The sequence below is a fragment of the Pseudoduganella sp. R-32 genome (assembly GCF_049913245.1).
Taxonomy (GTDB): domain Bacteria; phylum Pseudomonadota; class Gammaproteobacteria; order Burkholderiales; family Burkholderiaceae_D; genus Rugamonas.
The window spans coordinates 4,508,833-4,524,676 of sequence record NZ_CP183987.1; the positions used below are offsets into that span (position 1 = coordinate 4,508,833).

At 59.2% G+C, this 15,844-nt stretch carries 21 protein-coding genes; 7 read left to right on the top strand and 14 right to left on the bottom strand.

Annotation, left to right across the window (positions count from 1 at the left end; all coding sequences use genetic code 11):
* Positions 1–2 precede the first annotated feature (2 nt).
* Complete coding sequence (locus ACN9MU_RS20430) at positions 3–704, bottom strand: 2OG-Fe(II) oxygenase (RefSeq protein WP_426318404.1); 702 nt, start codon at positions 702–704, stop codon at positions 3–5.
* Between the two features lie 255 nt (positions 705–959).
* Here ACN9MU_RS20430 and ACN9MU_RS20435 point away from each other — a divergent pair, with 255 nt between their 5' ends.
* Positions 960–2,525, top strand: coding sequence for a S8 family serine peptidase (locus tag ACN9MU_RS20435; protein ID WP_426318405.1), 1,566 nt, complete (start codon positions 960–962; stop codon positions 2,523–2,525).
* 192 nt (positions 2,526–2,717) lie between these two features.
* Here the strand turns inward: ACN9MU_RS20435 and ACN9MU_RS20440 are convergent, their stop codons facing one another.
* The 6 genes from ACN9MU_RS20440 to ACN9MU_RS20465 form a co-directional block, all read right to left on the bottom strand.
* Positions 2,718–3,134: an ExbD/TolR family protein gene (locus ACN9MU_RS20440; protein WP_426318406.1), complete on the bottom strand. Its 417-nt coding sequence runs from the start codon at positions 3,132–3,134 to the stop codon at positions 2,718–2,720.
* Between the two features lie 85 nt (positions 3,135–3,219).
* Positions 3,220–3,999: an exodeoxyribonuclease III gene (gene xth, locus ACN9MU_RS20445; RefSeq protein ID WP_426323805.1), complete on the bottom strand. Its 780-nt coding sequence runs from the start codon at positions 3,997–3,999 to the stop codon at positions 3,220–3,222.
* A 24-nt stretch (positions 4,000–4,023) separates the two neighbouring features.
* Complete coding sequence (locus ACN9MU_RS20450; protein ID WP_426318407.1) at positions 4,024–4,557, bottom strand: GNAT family N-acetyltransferase; 534 nt, start codon at positions 4,555–4,557, stop codon at positions 4,024–4,026.
* Positions 4,557–4,913, bottom strand: a complete 357-nt coding sequence (locus ACN9MU_RS20455; protein ID WP_426318408.1) for a hypothetical protein — start codon at positions 4,911–4,913, stop codon at positions 4,557–4,559. The genes ACN9MU_RS20450 and ACN9MU_RS20455 overlap by 1 nt, the downstream gene beginning before the upstream one ends.
* Positions 4,914–4,994: 81 nt before the next feature.
* Positions 4,995–6,029, bottom strand: a complete 1,035-nt coding sequence (locus ACN9MU_RS20460; protein ID WP_426323807.1) for an NADP-dependent oxidoreductase — start codon at positions 6,027–6,029, stop codon at positions 4,995–4,997.
* A 79-nt stretch (positions 6,030–6,108) separates the two neighbouring features.
* Positions 6,109–6,702 (bottom strand): TetR/AcrR family transcriptional regulator, encoded by a 594-nt coding sequence (locus tag ACN9MU_RS20465; protein ID WP_426318409.1) that lies wholly within the window; start codon positions 6,700–6,702, stop codon positions 6,109–6,111.
* A gap of 94 nt (positions 6,703–6,796) precedes the next feature.
* Between ACN9MU_RS20465 and ACN9MU_RS20470 the strand changes: the two genes are divergently transcribed.
* Positions 6,797–7,231 carry a DUF411 domain-containing protein gene (locus tag ACN9MU_RS20470; protein ID WP_426162263.1) on the top strand — a complete coding sequence of 145 codons (435 nt, stop codon included), beginning with the start codon at positions 6,797–6,799 and terminating at the stop codon, positions 7,229–7,231.
* Here ACN9MU_RS20470 and ACN9MU_RS20475 read toward each other — a convergent pair.
* The gene (locus tag ACN9MU_RS20475) at positions 7,228–7,584 is read right to left on the bottom strand and encodes a hypothetical protein (RefSeq protein ID WP_426162264.1); all 357 of its coding nucleotides are present in this window, start codon (positions 7,582–7,584) and stop codon (positions 7,228–7,230) included. The two genes, ACN9MU_RS20470 and ACN9MU_RS20475, sit on opposite strands and share 4 nt — an antisense overlap.
* Positions 7,585–7,706: 122 nt before the next feature.
* Between ACN9MU_RS20475 and ACN9MU_RS20480 the strand changes: the two genes are divergently transcribed.
* Together ACN9MU_RS20480 and ACN9MU_RS20485 are read left to right on the top strand one after the other, a co-directional pair.
* Positions 7,707–8,513, top strand: coding sequence for a ferritin-like domain-containing protein (locus ACN9MU_RS20480; RefSeq protein WP_426318410.1), 807 nt, complete (start codon positions 7,707–7,709; stop codon positions 8,511–8,513).
* Between the two features lie 11 nt (positions 8,514–8,524).
* Positions 8,525–9,979: a DUF4832 domain-containing protein gene (locus ACN9MU_RS20485; protein ID WP_426343375.1), complete on the top strand. Its 1,455-nt coding sequence runs from the start codon at positions 8,525–8,527 to the stop codon at positions 9,977–9,979.
* Positions 9,980–9,982: 3 nt separating this feature from the next.
* Here ACN9MU_RS20485 and ACN9MU_RS20490 read toward each other — a convergent pair whose 3' ends face one another.
* Positions 9,983–10,360 carry a GFA family protein gene (locus tag ACN9MU_RS20490; RefSeq protein WP_426162268.1) on the bottom strand — a complete coding sequence of 126 codons (378 nt, stop codon included), beginning with the start codon at positions 10,358–10,360 and terminating at the stop codon, positions 9,983–9,985.
* Between the two features lie 64 nt (positions 10,361–10,424).
* On the opposite strand from ACN9MU_RS20490, the gene ACN9MU_RS20495 reads away from it, so the two are divergent.
* Together ACN9MU_RS20495 and ACN9MU_RS20500 are read left to right on the top strand one after the other, a co-directional pair.
* Positions 10,425–10,754: a hypothetical protein gene (locus tag ACN9MU_RS20495; RefSeq protein WP_426162269.1), complete on the top strand. Its 330-nt coding sequence runs from the start codon at positions 10,425–10,427 to the stop codon at positions 10,752–10,754.
* Between the two features lie 63 nt (positions 10,755–10,817).
* The gene (locus ACN9MU_RS20500; protein ID WP_426343376.1) at positions 10,818–11,489 is read left to right on the top strand and encodes a CatA-like O-acetyltransferase; all 672 of its coding nucleotides are present in this window, start codon (positions 10,818–10,820) and stop codon (positions 11,487–11,489) included.
* Here ACN9MU_RS20500 and ACN9MU_RS20505 read toward each other — a convergent pair.
* The 3 genes from ACN9MU_RS20505 to ACN9MU_RS20515 form a co-directional block, all read right to left on the bottom strand.
* The gene (locus ACN9MU_RS20505) at positions 11,486–12,037 is read right to left on the bottom strand and encodes a hypothetical protein (protein ID WP_426343377.1); all 552 of its coding nucleotides are present in this window, start codon (positions 12,035–12,037) and stop codon (positions 11,486–11,488) included. The genes ACN9MU_RS20500 and ACN9MU_RS20505 overlap by 4 nt on opposite strands.
* Before the next feature lie 4 nt (positions 12,038–12,041).
* Entirely contained in the window at positions 12,042–12,398 is a 357-nt protein-coding gene (locus tag ACN9MU_RS20510; RefSeq protein ID WP_426343378.1) for a hypothetical protein, read from the bottom strand.
* A gap of 129 nt (positions 12,399–12,527) precedes the next feature.
* Complete coding sequence (locus ACN9MU_RS20515; RefSeq protein ID WP_426162276.1) at positions 12,528–13,391, bottom strand: hypothetical protein; 864 nt, start codon at positions 13,389–13,391, stop codon at positions 12,528–12,530.
* Positions 13,392–13,665: 274 nt separating this feature from the next.
* Here ACN9MU_RS20515 and ACN9MU_RS20520 point away from each other — a divergent pair, with 274 nt between their 5' ends.
* Complete coding sequence (locus ACN9MU_RS20520; RefSeq protein WP_426318414.1) at positions 13,666–13,866, top strand: hypothetical protein; 201 nt, start codon at positions 13,666–13,668, stop codon at positions 13,864–13,866.
* A 621-nt stretch (positions 13,867–14,487) separates the two neighbouring features.
* Here ACN9MU_RS20520 and ACN9MU_RS20525 read toward each other — a convergent pair.
* Positions 14,488–14,910, bottom strand: coding sequence for a hypothetical protein (locus ACN9MU_RS20525; RefSeq protein ID WP_426318415.1), 423 nt, complete (start codon positions 14,908–14,910; stop codon positions 14,488–14,490).
* Positions 14,911–14,941: 31 nt separating this feature from the next.
* Complete coding sequence (locus tag ACN9MU_RS20530; protein WP_426318416.1) at positions 14,942–15,322, bottom strand: hypothetical protein; 381 nt, start codon at positions 15,320–15,322, stop codon at positions 14,942–14,944.
* Positions 15,323–15,844: the final 522 nt, after the last annotated feature.

Consider the following 15,844-nt stretch of genomic DNA (forward strand, 5'->3'; position numbering starts at 1 on the left):
CCTCAAGCCGGCGCGCCGAACATCGCTTCGGCGCGCTGGAACAGGATCCACGAAGTAGCCACATATTTATCGCCGCTGCGCGATACATTTCCCTTGTGCGTATGGGTGAAGCCGGCCGGCGCGATGATCAGCCGGCCCTGGCGCGCTTCCACCTTGCGCTGCTGATAGAAGAACTCCGTTTCCCCGCCCTCCGCCACGTCGTTCAGGTAGAACTGGAACAGCAAGGCGCGGTGCAGCGTTTCACAACTGGCATTCTGCGGATAGATCTCGGAATGCCAATGGTGGTAGCCGCCGCTGGCCTGCAGGTATTTCTGCACATTGATCGGGCCGCAGCGGTACATGGACTGGATCAGCTCCGCCAGGTAGGGCCGGCCGCAGCGCTCGAAATTGTCGATATTGAGCGTGACCGGCTGGCCGCTCTCCGGATCGGCCACGCGCGGCGACAAGGCGCCGGTCAGCAGCATGCGGTACTTGTCCATGTAGGCCGACAGGTGGGTCAGCACGCTGGCCATCATCAAGTTCGACACATCGTTCCATTCCGCGTGCTGGCTGATGGTCAGGTCGTAGCTGTCCTTCTTGGCCACGTCCACGCCCTGCCCGGTCTTGCCGCGCACGGCTTTGCCGCTGGCTTCGAAGCGCGCCAGAATTTGCTGGCATTGATCGGGCGTCAGGGCGCCGTCGTAGATTTCAATAAAGTCGTCCATGCCGGGCAGCATACGGCAAAACCAGGCTCCGTTTGTCCAGTTTGAGACAGTGACTTTCAAAATGTCTCATTCTTAACAAATGTGTATGCCAAATTCAACAGCTGGATACAACTGGAGACATTTCGATAGATTTCTTGCGTTTTTCTCCATACACTCAGTCCTGTCGAACGCAAAATCTTTGCGATACGGCAAATAATATTCGCGCCGAACAACGGCCCGGGGACATACACCTTACACAAGAGTGGGAGAATTTCCATGGTTCAAAAGCAATTCCAGGTTTCGAAAATCGCTGCCGGCGCCAAGCTGCTGGCTGCAGTAGTTGCTGTCGGTGCTGCTGGCCAGGCTTTCGCCGCCAACGACACCACCCGCGTCATCGTGCAATTCCAGCCAGGCAAGGCAGCCGCCATGAAATCGGCCGTCGCTGCTGCCAAGGGCAACATCAAACATGAAATCTTCGGCATGGACGCGATGGCGATCGAAGTGCCGACCCAGGCCATCAAGGGCCTGGAACACAACCCGAACGTGATCCTGGTTGAAGAGGACGTCAAGCGCCAGCTGTTCGCCACCACCTCGCCTTCGACCGGCACCCCATACCAGCTGGGCCAGCTCGTACCATGGGGCATCAAGGCTGTGCAAGCGGACCAGCTGTCCGATGCGAACACCTCCAACCGCAAGGTCTGCATCATTGACTCCGGCTACGACAACGCCCACGAAGACCTGAACGGCAACGTGGTGACCGGCGAGTACGACTCCGGCACCGGCAACTGGAATACCGACGAAAACCACCACGGCTCGCACGTTGCAGGCACCATCGCCGGCATCAACAACGGCCTGGGCGTGGTTGGCGTGAACCCGAACAAGAAGCTGAAGCTGCACATCGTCAAAGTGTTCGGCGCTGATGGCTGGGCATATTCCTCGACCCTGGCAACTGCAGCCAACAAGTGCGGCGCAGCCGGCGCGAACGTGATCTCGATGTCCCTGGGCGGCGGCCGCTCCAGCCAGACCGAGAAGAAAGCCTTCGACACCCTGCAAACCAAAGGCGTGCTGTCGATCGCCGCAGCAGGCAATGACGGCAACACCGTGATTTCCTACCCAGCCGGCTACGCCAGCGTGATGATGGTCGCCGCTGTGAACGAGAACAAGCAATGGGCCGACTTCTCGCAGTACAACAGCAAGGTTGAAATCTCCGGCCCAGGCGTGGCTGTGCTGTCGACCGTGCCGATGGGCGCCGGTTCCGAATCCCACCTGAGCGTAGGTTCGACCGTGTACACCCCAGGCGATATGGACGGTTCGCCAAAAGTGACCCGCACTGCTCCGCTGGCTGACTTCGGCCTGGGCGATGCGGTCAACAGCTCGGTATCCGGCAAGGTCTGCCTGATCCAGCGCGGCACCGTAGACTTCGCGACCAAAGTGTCGAACTGCCAGGCATCCGGCGGCGTTGGCGCCATCGTGTACAACAACGCAGCAGGCAGCTTCGGCGGCACCCTGGGCACGACCGTGACCAGCATCCCATCGGTCACCGCGACCGACGTTGACGGCGCAGCGATGAAGAACCAGCTCGGCCAGTCCGCGACTGTGGAAGTGAAGCCGACCAACTACTCCTTCTACGACGGCACCTCGATGGCAACCCCGCACGTATCGGCTGTAGCGGCGCTGGTATGGTCCTACTTCCCAAGCTGCACCGGCTCGCAGATCCGCGCCTCCCTGACCAAGTCCGCACTGGACCTGGACGTGGCCGGCAAGGATAACAAGACCGGTTACGGCCTGGTGCAAGCCAAGGCAGCCTACAACCGCATCCAATCCCTGGGCTGCGGCAACTAAGTTACTGCTTTCTCCAAGCACGAAGGGCGCCTCGCGGCGCCCTTTTTTTATTCGGGGTCAGGTCTGTCAATCGGACAGTTAGCGCAATCGTTTGATCTAGCTCAATACGCGAAATCATCGAAATTTGCGTATTGAGATAAATCAAGGAACCCGCATGGGTGTCCAAATGACAGACCTGACCCCGACTTGGGGTTACTGGAAGCGCTCGTTTCCTACGATGGCGATATTGCGTACCCCGAGCCGCTGGGCCGTGGCCAGCACGCCGGCTACGACCTTGTATGGGGCGAGGCCGTTGGAGCGCAGCTGGATGCTGTCGTCGCCTTTCAGCGCCGCCAGCTTTTCTTCCAGCGCGGCGCGGCTTGCGAGCTGGGCGCCGTTCCACCACAGCGTGCCGTCGAAATCGACTTCCAGCGTCTGGGCCAGCTTCTCGATAGCGCCGCTGTGCCGCGGCATGTCCATGCCGATGGAATGATTGGCTTTCGGGATGGTGACGATCAGCATGATGATCAGGACCAGCATGACGTCAATCAGCGGCGTCATGTTCAGCTGGTTCAGGGGCTCGGCTTCGGCCGATGGTGCGGACAGTGCTGCATTGCGTGCGTAACGCATGGTGCCTCCTCGGGTTAGTGTTAGCAAAACGATCAACTCCGGAGTGAAGCCAATATACCGCGTGGAAACAACAGTTGCGAAAATTTTAGAAGGCGCCCTCTAACTCAACCCATGTCGGCGCGTGGTCGCTGGGCTTCTCGCGGCCACGCACTACCCGGTCGACATCCGCGCCGCGCAGGAGCGGCGCCAGCACCGGATTCAGCAGGAGGTGATCGATGCGCAGGCCGGCGTCGCGGCCAAAGGCGTTGCGGAAGTAATCCCAGAAAGTGTAGATCTTTTCGTCGGGATGCATCGTGCGCAGGGCGTCGGTCCAGCCCTGCCCCACCAGCTTTGCGAAGGCTGCGCGCGTTTCGGGGCGGAACAGCGCGTCGTCAACCCAGCGCTCCGGCTTGTACACATCGAGCTCGGTCGGCATCACGTTGTAGTCGCCGGCCATGATGACCGGCTTTTTCGACACTACCAGTTCTTCTCCGCGCGCTATCAGGCGATCGAACCATTTGAGCTTGTAATCGAATTTGGGACCGGGCGCCGGATTGCCATTGGGAAGGTACAAGCATGCAACCAGCAACTTGCCCACCATCGCTTCGATATAGCGGCTCTGTACATCTTCCGGATCACCGGGCAAGGCGCGGCCAAGTTCCACCGGCGTGGTGCCGCGGGCCAGGATGGCAACGCCGTTCCAGCTTTTCTGTCCGTGCCAGATGGCGCCATAGCCGGCGTCGTTGATTGCAGCTTCGGGGAATTTTTCGTGCGGGGCTTTCAGCTCCTGCAGGCACACCACGTCAGGCTGGGTCTCATTCAGCCATTGCAGCAGCGCCGGCAGGCGGGCGCCGATTCCGTTGATGTTGAAGGTCGCGACTCGCATGGCGACCATTATGCATAATCCCGGTCAGTTGCGGCGCATGACGATGGCGGGCAGGCGCTGGCCGCTGCCGGAGGCGAAATAGCCCTCGATTTCGCCGATTTCGGCAAAGCCTTCGGCGCGGTAGATGCGGCGGGCCGCATCCCATTCGGGATTGACGATCAGGATCGTGCTGCGCAAGCGTGGGTGGCGGGCGAACATTTCGACCAGGGCGTCGCGGAACAACCGGCGCCCCCAGCCAGTGCCGCGTGTTGCGGGATCGACCACCATGGAGGAAACGTAGACTTCTTCGCCGTCTGGCACATGGGCTTCGGCTGCAGCATGGTTGCGCGCGAAGCGGGCTGAATTGAAGCCCTGCTCCAGCGGCCAGAATTCGGCACAAAGGTAGCCGTACAAACGCTTTGCTTCGCCGGCCAGCACCCAGCATCCTTCGGGCGCGGAAGACAAGCGCTCGGCAAAAGCTTCCTCAGTTTCCTGGATCGCCTCCGCAAAACCGGCGCGCTCAAGCCGCATGATTTCGGCCATGTCGGCCATCGCGGCTGGCCGCAGGGTGAAAGACATTACTGCTGCTTCGGGCAGCCTTGCGCCACGCTGCGCACTTTGAAGGCTGCGACGGATTCGCCTTCGGTTACTACCTTCAGGCAGATGCCGTCATACGACACGAAAAAGTGCGTGCACTGGCCGCTGGCGGCCTCGCAAGACCGCAGTTCGGGGAACTGCCCCTGGAGCTGGCGCTCCCATTCGGACGAGGCATCGCGGTGGTCGGCACGCCAGCCCGCATCGATGACTTCCTTGCGCGCCTTGGCGTATTTCATGCCTACGAGGTTGTCCCAGGTATTGGTTGGCTGGGGGGCGGCGGCTGCAGTGCCGACGGCCAGGGCCATCGAAAACGCCATAATCAATCGGGTGACATTCATGAATTGTTCAGGATTATTATTAAGAACTAAATCAATTATGCCACGCAGAAATAGCCCCCGGCCAGTGTTATATACAACATTTCAGGAATTTGCGACGCACACTACAACCTTGCCGAAATTGCTGCCTCGCAACAAACCGATCAAGCCCTGCGGGGCCTGCTCCAGGCCGTCCAAGACATCTTCGAAAACCTTGATTCTGCCCTCTGCAACCCAGGCCGACATGTCGCGGGCGAAGTCCTCATAGCGGGTCTCGTAGTGATCGAGGATGACCATGCCCTGCATCAGGATGCGCTTTTGCAGGATGGCCGACATCACTTTGGGCAACCGGTCTTCGCCGTGCAATGCACCATTCTGATTGTATTGGGCGATCACTCCGATCACCGGAACACGGGCGCCGATGTTCAATAGAGGCAACACTGCATCGAAAACGGCTCCGCCCACGTTCTCGAAGTAGACGTCGATGCCGTCCGGCGCCGCCTCGGCCAGCTTTTGCGCCAGTTGCGGGTCATGGCGGTCCAGGGCGACGTCAAAACCCAGTTCGTCACGTGCAAACGCCACCTTGTCGGCGCCGCCGGCAATGCCAATCACGCGCGCGCCTTTCAGTTTGGCCAGTTGGCCGACGATGGAGCCGACCGCGCCGGTCGCCGCCGCCACCACCACCGTTTCGCCCGGCTTGGGCTGGCCAATATCCAGCAGGCCGACATAGGCGGTGAAGGCAGGCATGCCCAGGCCGCCCAGCGCCAGCGATGGCTGTTTCATGTCGCCCAAGGCGCGCAGGTCGCTACCATCGGACAGCGCGTAATCCTGCCAGCCGGCGTTGCCAAGCACGATTTCGCCTGCCTTGAAAGCGGGATGGCGCGATGCCACCACGCGATTGACGGTGCCGCCCACCATCGTAGCGCCCAGCTCCACGCGCGGCGCGTAGGCTGGCGGGACTTCGTCCATCAAGTTTCGCATGTACGGGTCGAGCGACAGGTAAAGGGTGCGCAGCAGGACCTGGCCTTCGCCCGGTTCCGGCACCGGGCCTTCCTCGAGGCGGAAGTCGGCCTGCACAGGCTCGCCATGCGGGCGCGAGGCCAGGACAATGCGGCGGTTGGTAGTGGCAGTCATTTTGATGCTCCCTTCAGTATTAGACCAGTCGTCTAGTCGACAATTACAAAAAAGGCGGGAGGCCTGCGTCACATTCCCGCCCGGTTCACGCTTGCAGCGTTTGATTCAGTACTTGCTGCGTTCCCGCCATGGCCGTATCAAGCGGCGCACGGTCATGGTTGATCTTGGCGAGCAGGCTCGCGCCCACCCAGCTCTGATACAGGGCAACGGCCAGCACTTTGGCGTCCAGGCCTTGCGGCAGCGAACCGTCGGCCATGCCGCGTTCAATGCATTGCGCCAGCCGCGTGGTGATGCCGCTGACGCCGCGATGCAGCGATGCGCGCAGGGCTTCAGACAAATCGCTCACTTCCGCGCCCAGCTTGACGGCCAGGCACTGGCTGGATTCGCCCAACTGGCATTCGCGCCAGTCCTCGAAGTAATTCTGCAGGCCTTCGCGCCCGGTGGCTCCCTGCGCCAGCAGATCGTCGATGCGCGCCAGGGTCCGCTCGAAATAGCTGTCGATGACGGCCGCTCCAAAGACTTCCTTGGAGCCGAAGTAATGATAGAACGAGCCTTTCGGCACCCTGGCGGCGCCGAGCAGTTCTGTCAGCCCGACGCCGTTAAAACCCTTGTGCATGAACAGCGGCATCGCCGCATCGATAATGCCCTGGCGAACGTCGGCGTAATTGGTAGAAGTCATGAAATACAGTCTAGACCGAATTAGACCAGTCGTCTACAAATATTTTTGACCCAGGTCATGTCGAGGCCGAACAGGCCCGTGGCACCATGGGCGCATGAAGATCCGCAAAACATTCCTGGCCGCGATGCTGGCCATGCCGGTGCTGGCAATGGCTGCCGCGCCTGTCGTCAACGTCTACAAGAGCGCGACCTGCGGCTGTTGCGAAGCATGGGTCAAGCATTTGCGCGACAACGGCTTCAAGGTGGAGGCGTACAACGTCGCCAACCCTTCCGACATGCGCGAGAAGATGGGCATTCCTGACCGCTTCGGCTCCTGCCACACGGCGGTGGTGGACGGCTATGCGATAGAAGGCCATGTGCCGGCAGCGGACATCAAGCGCCTGCTGGCATCAAGGCCAAAGGCGATAGGCCTGGCTGCGCCGGGCATGCCGCTGGGCTCACCGGGCATGGAGGGGCCGCGCAAGGACGCGTACGACGTGCTGATGGTACTGCCCGATGGCTCGTCCCGGGTCTACCAGCGCTACAACTAGAGTGCGAGCAGCAGCAAGGCGACACCGGCCACCGCCAATAGTGCGTGGCCGACCATGACGGCGCTGGGTATCAGCACGCCCTGCTGGTGACGGCCCAGGTTCATCCACACGCCGCCAGCAGCAGCCAGCAGCAGCGCCAGCAAGCCAAGCTGCGCGAAATCCGGCACATGCGAGAAGATTGTCACGTACGCCAGCAGCGTCACGCCGGCTGCGGCGATAAAGCCGTGCAGCATGGCGATCCAGTGCGGTGGATTAGCCTTTTTCCCCAGGCGGATCAGCGCCATGACGATGCCGCCGGCAGCGGCAACACCGAACAGCACACAGGCAACAAATAATATTGTTTGGGTATCCATGCGGGCATTCTGCGCCCCTGCCTGTGGCCGTTCGGTGCGCTGGCTCACGCAGGCACTATACTGTCGGCCCTGCGCCGGAAAACAGAGCGCAGGGCAAGACAATCTTTACCTCGTGCAAAAAAATGGAAGCAAAGCCTGAACTCCGCAGCCTTGCGTTGCAATGCCTGGTCGAACCCGATCCCGCTGCCAAAGTCGCTGCCGTCGCCGCCATGGCCGAAGCCTGGGCCGGCGGCGCACTCGCACTCGATGCCGCGTCCGCGCTGAGCGCGCCGGATGCGCAGATACCCGGCCGCCCTGCCCGCCCTGAACTGGTGGCGCCGCGCCTGGTGGGCCGCCGTTCCATGGCAACCGTGGAGGGACGGGCCATGCTGGTGCACGCGCTGGCGCATATCGAGTTCAACGCCGTCAACCTGGCGCTGGATGCGATGTGGCGCTTCCCCGCGATGCCGGAACAGTTTTATACCGACTGGCTGCGCGTGGCGAAGGAAGAGGCCTATCACTTCTCGCTGCTGTCGGCCCATCTCCTTACGCTTGGTTGCGCCTACGGCGACTACAGCGCGCACGGCAGCCTGTGGGAAATGGTGGAGAAGACCACCGGTGACGTGATGGCACGCATGGCCCTGGTGCCGCGCACGTTGGAAGCGCGCGGCCTCGATGCCATTCCACCGCTGCGTGCCAAACTGTCGCAGGCCGGCGACGAGGCGGCGGCCGCCATCCTCGACATCATCCTGCGCGACGAAATCGGCCATGTGGAAATCGGCAACCGCTGGTACTGGCACCTGTGCGGCCTGCGTGGAATCGACCCGATAACGACCTACGACCAACTGGTGGTAAAGTACAAGGCCACCGTACGCGGCCCGTTCAACATGGAAGCACGCCGCAAGGCAGGCTTCAGCGAGGAGGAGCTGCGCGCGCTACCTGACCAATGACAGGAGCCCCTATGCCGCGCCTGAACTTTATCATTGCAACCATCCTGCTGGCGGCCAGTGCCGCACCAGCGATCGCCGGCCCGAAAGGCTGGACTGCCTTGAATGCCAGCCGCACATACACGGCGATTCCCGTCGCCAGCGACGACACCGTCAATCCCTTGCGTGGGTATTATCGCTGGCAGAACCAGGAGCTGGTCCCGCAGTCGGCGCCGGCCAGGGACGCCTACCGCCGCTATTACTGGAAAGACCTGGAAACCGCCGAAGGCCAGTACAACTTCAGCGCCATCCTGAACGACCTTGCCTTGGCAAGGAGCCAGGGCCGCAAGTTCGCCTTCCGCCTGCGCACGATGGCGGGCTATGACGACAACGTGGTCTATGCCCCGGCCTACATCGTCAACAACGCCAATTGCCAGGCAGGCTGCGGCTTCTGGGCCGACACCGATACCACGGTCCCCGGCCAGACCTTCATCCCCGACTGGAACGACCCGTGGCTGCAACAGCGCTCACGCGCCCTTCTCACCGCGCTGGCCAGCGCATTAGGCCCGAACAATCCGGACCTCGCATGGATCGACGTGGGCATGTACGGCCAATACGGCGAATGGGCACTGCGCTCCAGCGCCTACGCCAACCCACCGGCCGGCATCACGCCTGCGACCGATGCCAGCAAACGCGAATATGCGAAGATGCATTTCGAGGCATTCCCCAACCAGCAGCACGTGATGTTCATCCCCTACTCCAGCAAGGATGCGCTGACCTTCGGCCTGCTGGAACAAACCATCACGAGCCGGCCGGTAGGCTTGCGCGCGGATTGCCTGAGCCGCTACGGTTATTTCGACCAGTGGACCAACCGTCCCGCCGAATGGGCGGCCTTTGCGGCTCAATGGCAGAAGGCGCCGTTCGTGTCCGAATTCTGCCCGTTCAGCAGCGGCGATCCGCAGAACAATCCCGCCACGGCACGCCAGCAGGCCGCCGCCTTCCATATCACGCTGTTCAGCAACGGGAATTTCGAGACCAGCCGGCCGGATGCCGAGCGCTGGGGTGCGCTGTCCGTGGCCGAACAGAATGACTTGCTGATGATGGCGCGCGAATCAGGCTATCGCTACGCCGTCGCCAGCAGCACCGTCAACCTCACTGCCGGCGGCGCGCTGACGCTGACAACGACGCTGCGCAACGACGGCAGCGCACCGGCCTACGAAACGTGGCTGGTGAAAGCGGAACTGGTGAATGCTTCCGGCACGGTGGTGTGGACGGGTCAGACTTCCGCCCAGCTGAAGTCCCTTCTGGGCGGCGGCGCCAGTGCCAGCTACCAGGACAACTGGACGCTACCGGCACTACCGACGGGCGACTACATCTTGCGCCTGGCAGCGCGCGATACCAGCGCCTCGCCGCGCGCGCCCTTGAAATGGACCATCGGCGAACGCGCCGGCGACGGCACGCTGGCTGTGGCAACGCTGCGCCGCCGTTAGGCGTCAGGCAGTCGGCAGCCAGCGCGGCTTGGTGTCCGTGTGCAGCTCACGCTGCACCGGGCCATCATATTCAGGCTCCATGGTGCCAAGCGTGATAGCGATACGGTCCGGCGCCTGCGTGCTGCGCCAGGTCAGGGTCGAACCGCACACCTTGCAGAAACCGCGCCGTCCATGGTCGGAAGAATGGAATTCCGTCACCAGCTCGGCGCCTTTTTCGAAACTGAAGCCAGAGCTGGCGACATTGGCATACGTGCCCGATGCGGCGCCGTGCTGCTTCTGGCACATGGTGCAATAACAGTGGCTCGCACTGTGCACCGAATTTTTCTCAGCCTTGTATTCGACACCGCCGCAAAGGCAGCTACCGCGCAGATATTCCGTCATGCCTAGTCTCCTTTGGAGGAATGTCGGGAATGATAATATATCCAGGCACCCAAGGGAGACGCACATGACGACCGAAGCCATGCCTTTCCGCACCCTGCTCTACCGCTTCATCTTCTTCGACTGGCTGTTCAAGGATGTCAGCGCGGCACGCAACGTGATCGAGCGCCACGCCGCCCTGCAGCACAACAAGTACATGAGCCGTTACCTGCCGATTTATTTCCGGCGCTGGACCGTCATGGCGACCTTTGACTTTGGGCTGGGCTGCCTGTTCGAACGCGCGCTGCAGGCCACCGTGCTGTCAGCTTATTTCTTCACCTGGTCGTGCGTGACAGTGGCCGGGATGGTGGTGATTGCCGCCGCCTGGATCTTCCTGACCTTCGGACGCCTGAGTTGACGCAAAATTGAGCAGCCAGATTATTCTCATTAGAATCATGGCTTTAGCAGACGGAGGGATTCCTTGTTAACAGACTTTTCCACAGAAACCGTTAACAACTCCTTGCAGCGCCGCCTCGACCGTTTCGAGCTGTTCGACAGCATGGACAGCCCCGCGCTGAACCTGACCTTCGTACTGGAGTTGCCGGATTTCCGGCCTTGGTGCAAAGAGCAAGGCCTGCCGCCCTTCCACGTGATGCTGTGCGCCGTGCTGCGCTCCGTGCTGAAGGTGGAAAATTTCCGCTACCGCATCCTGGACGGCAAAGTGATTCGCATCGAGCGCCTGACACCGTCCTTCACCGTCAAGAACCAGCATGACGACTTGAACTTCGCCCAGTTCGAATGGTCGGACGACCTGCGCGAGTTCGTAGCACGCGGCCTGGCAGCACGCGAACAGGCATCGAATATGGAAGCACTGAATCGCAAATACCGCAGCATGACGCCGCGCGAAGCAAAGGAGCAGGTATTAGTTACCTGCATACCGTGGCTGAACTTCACGTCAATCCAGCATCCCACCGCCGTGCTGGCGCAGCCGGATATTCCATCGTTCGCATGGGGCAAATTCCGGGATGCTGGCGCCGGGCGCCTTGAGCTGCCATTCTCGGTTCAAGCGCATCATGGTTTCGTCGACGGCTATCACATTCACCTGTTCGCCGAACAGGTAGCCACCGAACTCACCGCCATCATGCAGGCCTAGGCCAGGCGGATGTCGCGTGCGCCTGCTGCAGCCAAGCGCGCCAGCAAATCTTCCAGCGCCTGTACAGGCGCCGAACCAAGATCCAGTTCGACCGCGACCATGGCGCCGTCCGGCCGCGGATCGCTCGCAAAATGAACTACGCCAAACAGCCCCTCTTCATTCAGCCGATTGGCATCCTCCGCATCGAACCAATCCATGAACCACGGCGCCAGCACCGCGCCGACCTGCTGCGGAACCAGGCCGCCGATACGCAAGGCGACGTCGTCCCACACAAAAGGCGCGACATAGACAATGGCTGGAGGAAGCGGCAAGGTGTGCACGCTGAACTGCATGCGCGTGTGCGAGTCGACCGTAAGCAACTTGCCCGCCTGCGAGCCCCGCCTTGGAACCAGGTCGGCCCGCATTGGCAAGTCATACTCGCCATCGAGCGCAAGGCTGCCGTCGTCGCGACGCAGTGCCGCTTCCACATGGGCGCTCGCGGACGATGCAACCGCATCGGCGAACGTGGCAGCATAGGCCATGCGAATGACCGAGAAAAGTTCTGTCATCGGTCTACAGCACGCTTGGCAGGGTGATGTAGACGAGCCCGGACAACAACAGGAACGAAGCGCATGCGACGAGACGATTGAGCGACTGCTCCCAAGCGTGATCGCGAGTTCGTGCCATGCGCGCATCGGCTGCAGCCTGGATGCGCTTGAACTCTTCGTCCGTCACTGCGGTAGCGACGATGTGCATGGGGTTGTGGAGCAGCTCGACAGCATCCTCATATTGGTGTGCGAGCCAGATGCAAAGTACCCGTCCTTCTTTCGACGGTTTGGAAGGCTCGAATACCGGGATGCCTGCACGGGACAATCGATCCCATGCATCCTCGTATTCGAGCTCGCAAGTTGTGACAAAGACCTGACGCATAGCGCGGTATGGTAACCGCCAAGGAGGCCTTAGAAACTCTCAGAATTTCACTTATCAAATAATTTTATTTGATGGCGCACGCTTGACCTTAGCGAAGCCGAACAGTGACGCCGGCTTCGCGCCAGTCAATTACTTGCAGGTGAACGTTGCAATACCGCTGTAGCTAGTCTTGTTCTCGTTCGCCACGACCACGTTATAGATCGCAATGACGTTCACTGCGCCGTTGCCCGCGTCACCGACTGCAACCATGCCACCATTGCCGGTGCCGCCCAACCCACCCGAGATATAAGTGGCATTGCCGGTCTTGACCGTGCCTGACAGATTGACCGTACCGCTGGCGCCAGCACCGGTGGTGGTGATCATTAACGACACATTGGCGCCAGCCCCATCAAAAGTAACGCTTGCGCTGCCGGTAGACGTACCAAAGTAGTCCGTGGACCGTACGGTTCCTCCAGAATAACCCGGTTTGGTGAATTTGCCGGAATTGCAGGTCATGCTGCCATTCGTTGGGAAGGTCTCGAGGCTGTTGTAAACAGAGTAGTGAAACGCGTCAAAAGAATCGCCGGTCATCGTCCAGGTGCTGCTGGAAAATTTGGCCGTGCCGACACTCCAACGACCTTGAGCGAAGCTCGCGTTACCAGAAATATCCTGGGTTGCAATTGTCGTTCCGGTCAGGGTGGTGCTTCCCATGACCGTCACTGCCCCGTCACTTGTCTGCGTTAAAGGTGATGCGATTCCGCTCATCTGACCCAAGCGGCCAGTCATCAGGAATCGTGGCTTTGCTCCGGCAACGAAAGGCGCATCGACAGAGCCCGGATTGGCCGGCTTACTTTCGGCTGGTGGCGGATTGACTGGGGCAGGCGGATTGGTTACGGAAGCCGAGCTACCGCCGGCACCTGGAGCAGCAGCGGAAGTACTATCGCCGCCACCACCTCCACAACCGACCAGCGTAAATGCCGAGACTACTGCCAACGAAAGAAATTTAATGTTCATGTTCTTCTTCAAAAAACTACGCAACTATCCAAATCCGATCCATGAGATGCGTAGATACCTCATGAAACCAGCTTTCCTCGAGTGAGATTCAGTCTCCAATGCGCGAACCCAAAGGGCGTGACTAAGCCTCGCTGGACTCGCGCGTTCTTTTTAATTGAGGGGTACATTGATGAGCCCACCGACCAGGCGGCGGGTCCGTGCAGGACGTCGGCCGCGCCCCCCACCCGCATGAAGGGCGGCGGACGAGGCTTCCAGACTTACGGCGACTACTTAATTGAAGGGTTCGTTTGCGGGCAATTGGCTGGCCGTGCATGCGGCAGAGCAATTACACAATGGCACCAAACATTTCATCAATGCATTTTTTACAGCTATGAAGTATAGCGGCGCATCGCCCCAAAATCAATTGTCCGGCTTACATTCCCTTAAGCTTTTAGAACAAATAGCCCAACATTTGAACGAGCTTGCCGTCATTTAGTGACATTTGGTGAGAATATCTCTTGCTCAAGCACATGATCGCCGCAAGAGATGCGTTGACCTATTGGCATTTTCCATTGGAGTCAGATGCTAGGCATTTGGTGGAGCCAAAGAATTCTGGCCTATCGTCGCGCCAAACCAATGCAGGCCAAGCGCCGCAGCACAGGAAGCGAGGCGCGGCCTGTATTGTTGACTGGCTTTCGAATACGGCGACGATGCCGCTATTTGCAGTTTCGGCAAGAACAGCCGCCGAGGTGGCGCACCGACCATATTGATTGGAATCTACACAACATGGGTCAGAAAAAGCGCGCCCCCTTGCAAACACCGGCTGGTATCAGCCGGCGCCCATGAAAATCACTCCTCACTTCAAAGAAAACGGACTATTCCCACGGCTCGCTTCACTTATGGTCATTTGGAGAAGAATCACGACACTGGGCACAACTGGGATTGACCAGGTCAGTCATCCAGCCAGTCGCGCATAGCCGACTTTTCGGTGCCGAATTGATAATCCCCTTGCGCCGCGACAAAGGCGTCTTCCGCTACCTTGTTTAAGTTTACTTCTGAGAAAGCGGACTATTTTAAACGAATCACTTCGCTTATTAAACATTTGCACAGGACCACACTATTGTTCATTGGGCTCGGATGAGTTCGTCGCATCGAAGTATCGTGATCTTACTCGATCTAAATTCGCCAAAATTCTGCTTTCTTCACTTGGGAATTCGAGCAGATAAGAGCGACATAATAATTCAATCAGGTAGACATAGTCAGCAATCGGCAAAATTGAGCTTTCGTACTCACCAATAACGAATACGACCCCATCAAATTCGTCCGGATGATCTAAATCCTCTTCGAGAACGAACTCTAACCCCTCATGCACTCGAGTTCCAACGCCTTGAGCAGCAGAGGACAGCATTTCATTAAATGAAATACGCTGCTCCATCAACATCGTTTTAATCAAGTAAAAGAAGTCCTTGCCCGCAAAGCCCATCTCGTCAAATGAGGTTACGAGCTTCACCAGCCAATCTATTGTTCTAGCATCAATCATTGCTTACCCCGCGCGGGAGTCGTGATAGAGTCTATCTCCCAATTGTGTCCTCTTCGTCATCCCAGAAGTTTCCAGGTGGAGAATATTGTCTATTTTCTAGTATAGGACACCAACCAAACCGTGCATAAAAGAGCGCGAGATTGACAATCTTATAAATATTGGGCTGCACTTCCTCCAATGTAATAGTTCCATTCTCATAATGGGTGTATTGCCCTCCGCCTCCAGCCATGGCCCGCTCTTCTAGCAAATCCCGGTCCCAGCCTTGTACCAAACCAATTACCTCCGGTAGCGGGTGAGAAATGATAACTTCGAACTCTCGGCCAACTCGACAAACACACGGAATTTTTTCTTGTTGTACCATTGCCGCACTGACCAGATTTTTAGGAAAATTGATATGTAAATAAAGGCTCAATTGGCTTCTTAGGTACGATGACCTCTCCTGTAACGTTTTATGCAAAAATCTCGGCCAGGCTATCTCATCATAACGGCTTCCGTGAGGTCACGACTTGCCACCTCAGATTTTCCCGCTTTCGTCGCTACCGCGTCAACGACCACAGAATGGGAAAAGTCCGCACATGATGTTCATTCGGCCGCATGTACATTTGGACGGCGTGACGCCGGACGAGGTTTGACAAGGGATAGACCCTCATCGACGAATGCCAATGCGCGTGGAGTGGTTCGAGGCGTGGGATTGCCTGCTGACTAGGTTTCGAATACGTCGACGCTGATGTAGTTCGCAGGTTCGAAGAGTAACGGCGCTTTCCACGGTCGCCGCGGCCGCGATCGTCAACTCATCGCGATCTATGGTGATCTGCTTTAAAAGTGGACAAATAAATGGCGCGGTCCTCCTAGGCGACCGGCTCGCATCAGCCGGCGTCCACGAGATTCGCGCCTCTTTTCTGAGAAAGCGGCCCGCTCCCCTTATTGATCATTT